This window comes from Georgenia halophila (assembly GCF_039541595.1).
Window position 1 is genome coordinate 1 of record NZ_BAABGN010000020.1, and the last position, 657, is coordinate 657.

Sequence of the window (657 nt, forward strand, 5' to 3'; positions counted from 1 at the left end):
CATACGCATTAGTCTCCATCGAGGTCGTTCTGCTAATGCGTATGAGCGACGACACGGACTATACGCAGGCCGCACCCAAGGATGTCAACTGGCCACCCAGGTGGGCAGCGGGCCCGGCCGGTGCAGCGATGAGAAGAGGGAGATCGATGACGATCGCACGTGGAGGCGGCAGACGGATCGCCGCGGCGCTGGGCGCAAGCCTGGCCCTGGTGATGGCGGTCGGTGCGTTAGCGCCGTCCACGGCGGAGGCGGCAGAACCGCCCCCGGGGATGCCGGATTTCGGCTACCAGGGTGAGATCACTGTCCCGGACGAGATGCAGTACAACCCGACCGACGAGTACATCTTCCCCAGCATCTTCCACGCAGGGGAGCACCTCGAGGACCCACTGGGCGAGTGGTATCTGTACACCGCACCGCACGATTCGCCCGGCGGCGTCATTCTCATGTACGCCGACTCGATCGAGGGGCCCTGGACGGAGTACACCGGCAACGGTGAGGAGCCGTTGATCGGCAACTCCTGGGACGACCACTACGACGTCTCGCACGTCTCGACGCCAGAGGCTGTCTGGAATGACGATGCGGGCCAGATGGTGATGTATTTCCACGGCGAGAACTCGACCACCCGATGGGCCACCAGCGACGACGGTGTCGACTTCA

General features: G+C 64.1%; 1 pseudogene. It reads left to right on the forward strand.

Annotation, left to right across the window (positions count from 1 at the left end):
- Nucleotides 1-146: 146 nt before the first annotated feature.
- Nucleotides 147-657, forward strand: a pseudogene (locus ABD907_RS20530) (hypothetical protein); the annotation flags it as partial.